Origin of the sequence: Intrasporangium sp. (assembly GCF_030452765.1) — a bacterium.
GTDB lineage: Bacteria > Actinomycetota > Actinomycetes > Actinomycetales > Dermatophilaceae > Intrasporangium_A.
Window position 1 is genome coordinate 1 of the sequence record NZ_JAKDLO010000281.1, and the last position, 3,934, is coordinate 3,934.

The following is a 3,934-nucleotide window of genomic DNA, read 5'->3' on the forward strand; positions in this document are numbered from 1 at the left end:
GACAGCGCGATGATCATCGACGCGATGGACCTGCTCTACACCGACACCTTCGACGGCTTCTGCATCGTGTCGAGCGACAGCGACTTCACCCGTCTGGCCTCACGGGTCCGCGAGGCCGGCAAGCGGGTCATCGGTTTCGGCGAGGAGAAGACGCCGCGCCCGTTCGTCGTCGCCTGTGACCAGTTCATCTACACCGAGATCTTCAAGGGCAAGGGCGCCGATGTCGCGACACCGTCCCGCAACAAGCTCACGAGCGCGCAGCTGCGCAAGGACGCGAACCTGGTCGGGCTCTTCCGGTCCGCCATCGACGCTGCCTCCGACGAGGACGGCTGGGCCTCGCTCAGCGTCGTCGGTGGAACCATCCAGAAGCAGGCCCCCGACTTCGACTCGAGGCGCTACGGCTACCAGAAGCTGAGCGACCTCGCGGAGGCGATCGGGCTGTTCACCGTCGGGCGTGACGGCGGCACGATCCTGGTCTCGGACCAGAAGCCGAAGCGCCGTGCCGGGGCCGGGAAGGCGACTTCCTCGGCCCCGGGATGAGTGCGAACACATCAAGAGCCACACAGCAGGCCAGCGCCAGCCGGGTACAAGCTGGGAACCCTTCAGTCTGGGAACCCTTCAGTCGTCGTGGCCGGCGGTGAGGCGGACGGCCTGGGCGACGACATCGACGAGCCGGCCCGTCCGCTCCAGGGTCCGGCGCTGACGGGTCGCGCCGGTCCCATGTGCCCAGAGCCGCTCGACGCCGGCCTCCACGACGAGCCGGTCACGGTCGTCGTCGACCGCCGAGGCGGTGTACTCCTCGAGGGCTCCGACGACCTCCCGGGCGGGGGCCTGGCGCATCGTCCGGGGGTCGATGAGGTCACCCTCGGCGCCATACCGTGCCGCCTGCCAGGTTGCGAGCCGCAGCAGGGAGGTCGGGACGTCGGGTGCCGACAGCCCGCGGCGCCACTCGCGCGCCGCCGTCTCCACGAGGCCGCGGCACAGCGCCGCCACGAACACCGTGTCGGCGACGTCGAGGCAGACGTCGGCCGACCGGATCTCGATGGTGGGATACCGCGCGGACAGCCGGGCGTCCCAGTAGATCATCCCCTCGTCGAGCAGCGGGCCGCTGTCGACCATGTCCTGGACGAGCCGATGGTAGGCGGCGGCGCTGCCGAATCGCTCGGGTGGACCGAACGACGGCCACATGGTGAGCGCCTGCGACCGGTAGCTGGCGTAGCCCGATTCCCCACCGTTCCAGTACGGGGAGTTGGAGCTGATCGCGAGCAGGACCGGCAGCCAGACGCGGACCCGGTCCATGACCGCGATGCCCTCCTCGTCGCACCCGACGTTGACGTGCACGTGGCAGGCGCAGGTCAGGTGGCGCCGCGCGGTGATCCCGAGCAGCTGGTGGATCCGCTCGTAGCGCGGCGAGGCCACCGCCCGCGGTTCGACGGGCAGCGGCGACGTCCCGAGCGCGGCGAGCCCGGCACCGACCTCGTGGGTCAGCTCGATTGCGGTTCGCCGCCAGTGCCGCAGCTCGGCGTCGAGGTCGGCGAGGTCGTCGACCGGAGAGGTGTGGATCTCGAGCTGCTGCTGCTGGAACTCTCCCTCGAGCGCCCCGCGGGCCACGATGCCGACCGTGGCACGCGGGTCGTTGCCGAGCACCTCGGACGCCTTGGCCAGGACCGCTCCCGAGACCGACAGCGGTCGGCCCGTGCTCACGTCGACGAGGATCATCTCCTCCTCGACCCCGACCGTCCTACCCATGATCCACCACCAGTCGTGTCAGCACGTCAGAAGACGGGCTCGCCGCCGGTCACCCCGATGACCGTCCCCGACACATAGCTCGCGTCTTCCGGCGAGGCGAGGAAGACGTAGGCAGGTGCCACCTCGGCAGGCTGGCCCGCCCGGCCGAGGGGCGTGTCCGCCCCGAACGTCTCGATCTTCGCCTCCGGGCGGGTCGCGGGCTGAAGCGGCGTCCAGATCGGTCCCGGGGCTACGGCGTTGACGCGGATCCCCTTGGGGCCCAGCTCCTTCGCCAGGTTGACGGTGAAGTTGTTGAGGGCCGCCTTCGTCGCCGCGTAGTCGAGCAGGCTCGGCGACGGGTCATAGGCCTGCACCGACGTCGTGTTGATGATGACGCCACCGGGCCGCAGGTGCGCGACCGCGGCCTGCGTGACATAGAAGGTGCCGTGCAGGTTGGTGCGGAAGACCCGCTCGACGTTCTCCTCGCTCATGTCGACGATGCCGGGCTCGCTCTTGTCCCAGTGGAATCCGGCGTTGTTGACGAGGATGTCGAGGCCACCGAGCTGCCCCACGGCCTCGGCGACGACCCGCTGGCACATCTCGCGGTCGCGGAGATCGCCGGGAACCTTGACGCCTGTGCGGCCCGCGGCCTCGATCCATTCGACCGTGTCGTCCGCGTCGGACGACTCCGGCTCGAGGTAGTTGATCGCGACGTCCGCGCCCTCGCGCGCGAAGGCGATCGCCACCGCCCGCCCGATCCCGGAGTCACCGCCGGTGATGAGCGCCCTCATGCCGAGGAGTCGGTCATGGCCCCGGTAGCTCTCCTCACCGTGGTCGGGCATCGGGTCCATCTGCTGGAACGAGCCGGGAGGCTGCTGGGTCTGGGCGGGGAAGCCGCCCTTGTCGTCGTCGCGCACCATCGACTGGGCGCGCTCCGCGATGTCGGCCATGGTCGGTTGCCTCCTTGCTGGGTCGTTCCCGTGATGTACCCACACAGGGTGGTCGTCTCACGAGATCTGGGGTATGCCGCTCACCCACCCCGCGCACACAAAGGCAGCCCCCGCCGGGTGGCGAGCGGCATACCCCTGCGCGGGTATCACAGTGGCACCAGTTGGCCACGCGGGTTGCTTGGCGTCCCATCGCATCTTGCGCTTCTCAGGAAGACGTGACACGGTGAAATGACCGAGGCCGGGTCAAACCACGCGCCCGCTCAGTTTCTAGGCGATTCTGCAAGGAACGGAGCTCAGCGCGATGTCTCTGACCATTTCTCCCTATCCCCATACCGATACCGTCTCGGGGCGCCTGTGGCGACTGCCAACGGAGCGGTCGGACCGCAACGAACGCACGGAGACGTGCTTCGAGCGTCTGCTGGATGCGACTCCCGCCGAGCGGGCGTCGCTCGAGGACGAGATCGTCCGCCTCAACATCGACTTCGCGGACCGGGTCGCGTTGCGGTTCAGCCGCCGCGGCGTCGATCGCGAGGACCTCGTCCAGATCGGCCGGGCCGCGCTCGTCGCGGCGATGCGGCGCTACCGTCCCGGCTCCGGCCGCTGCTTCACATCCTTCGCGGGTCCGACGATCCGCGGCGAGCTCAAGCACTACTTCCGCGACGCGACATGGTCGGTCCGCCCGCCTCGCCGGCTGCAGGAGCTGCGCGCCGACGTTCACCATAGCCGGGAACGGCTCGAGCAGGGTTTCAGCCGGACGGTCACCAATGCCGACGTCGCAGCCGATCTCGACCTGCCCGAGACGGACGTGCGCGAGTGCCTCTGCGCGGAGGCGGGCTACCACTCGCGCTCGCTCGACGCCCCGACGCGTGACGCGCAGGCCGGCTCCTCATCTCTGTCGGACCTGATCGCCGCAGACGGTGACGAGTTCGCCCGGATGGACGACGTGATCAGCGTCCGGTCGGCGATGGCCCACCTGGACGACCGCGAACGCCAGATCGTCCGCTGGCGCTACGTCGAGGGCTGCACCCAGGCTGAGATCGGCCAGCGGCTCGGGGTGAGCCAGATGCAGGTCTCGCGCCTGCACCGGGCGATCCTCAAGCGGCTGCGTGAGGTGCTGGAGCGGCGCCCCGAGCAGACGCCGCGCCGAAGGGCGTTGCAGGCTTCGCTCGCCGCTGCTGCCGAACCCCCTCGGCTCCACGCCGTCTGATCGCTGAGGGCCACAGGTTCCGGGCGGCGGGGGGGGGGAGCGGGGGGGG

At 69.9% G+C, this 3,934-nt stretch carries 4 protein-coding genes; 2 read left to right on the plus strand and 2 right to left on the minus strand.

What is annotated here, in order from left to right; translation table 11 throughout:
- A partial coding sequence (locus tag L0H79_RS21300) for an NYN domain-containing protein (RefSeq protein ID WP_301486712.1) occupies window positions 1-540 on the plus strand: 540 nt, incomplete at its 5' end.
- A gap of 78 nt (window positions 541-618) precedes the next feature.
- Here L0H79_RS21300 and L0H79_RS21305 read toward each other — a convergent pair.
- Together L0H79_RS21305 and L0H79_RS21310 are read right to left on the minus strand one after the other, a co-directional pair.
- Window positions 619-1,749, minus strand: a complete 1,131-nt coding sequence (locus L0H79_RS21305) for a glutamate--cysteine ligase (RefSeq protein WP_301486713.1) — start codon at window positions 1,747-1,749, stop codon at window positions 619-621.
- Between the two features lie 26 nt (window positions 1,750-1,775).
- Window positions 1,776-2,678: an SDR family oxidoreductase gene (locus L0H79_RS21310; RefSeq protein WP_301486714.1), complete on the minus strand. Its 903-nt coding sequence runs from the start codon at window positions 2,676-2,678 to the stop codon at window positions 1,776-1,778.
- A 301-nt stretch (window positions 2,679-2,979) separates the two neighbouring features.
- Here L0H79_RS21310 and L0H79_RS21315 point away from each other — a divergent pair, with 301 nt between their 5' ends.
- Complete coding sequence (locus L0H79_RS21315) at window positions 2,980-3,885, plus strand: sigma-70 family RNA polymerase sigma factor (RefSeq protein WP_301486716.1); 906 nt, start codon at window positions 2,980-2,982, stop codon at window positions 3,883-3,885.
- The last annotated feature ends 49 nt before the right edge of the window (window positions 3,886-3,934 follow it).

Bases quoted from the DNA above. Each gene is read 5' to 3' on its own strand.
- L0H79_RS21305 (WP_301486713.1), bottom strand. From the start codon at position 1,749: ATGGGTAGGACGGTCGGGGTCGAGGAGGAGATGATCCTCGTCGACGTG.
- L0H79_RS21310 (WP_301486714.1), bottom strand. From the start codon at position 2,678: ATGGCCGACATCGCGGAGCGCGCCCAGTCGATGGTGCGCGACGACGAC.
- L0H79_RS21315 (WP_301486716.1), top strand. From the start codon at position 2,980: ATGTCTCTGACCATTTCTCCCTATCCCCATACCGATACCGTCTCGGGG.